Origin of the sequence: Bradyrhizobium cosmicum (genome assembly GCF_032290525.1) — a bacterium.
Lineage (GTDB): Bacteria > Pseudomonadota > Alphaproteobacteria > Rhizobiales > Xanthobacteraceae > Bradyrhizobium > Bradyrhizobium cosmicum_A.
The window spans coordinates 1-274 of record NZ_JASXTA010000220.1; the positions used below are offsets into that span (position 1 = coordinate 1).

The 274-nt window shown below is 63.1% G+C and carries 1 protein-coding gene; it reads left to right on the plus strand.

Annotation, left to right across the window (positions count from 1 at the left end; genetic code table 11):
• Positions 1-274 (plus strand): thiamine pyrophosphate-dependent enzyme (locus tag QSV46_RS39735; RefSeq protein ID WP_314964096.1); only part of this gene is annotated, 274 nt, incomplete at both ends.

Consider the following 274-nt stretch of genomic DNA (forward strand, 5'->3'; position numbering starts at 1 on the left):
TGCACCGGCTGCCCGGAACGGCCGATCTTTTCCGCAATGAAACTGGTTGAGAAGGAACTCGGACCACATCACATCGCCGCCGATATCGGCTGTCACCTGTTCTCGATCCTGCCGCCCTTCAATATCGGCGCCACCACGATGGGGTACGGGCTAGGCCCGGCCTCGGCCTCCGCCTTCAATGTGCCTGCAGGCAAGCGGCCGATCTCGATGATGGGCGACGGCGGCTTCTGGCACAACGGGTTGACCAGCGGCGTCGGTAACGCCGTGTTCAACC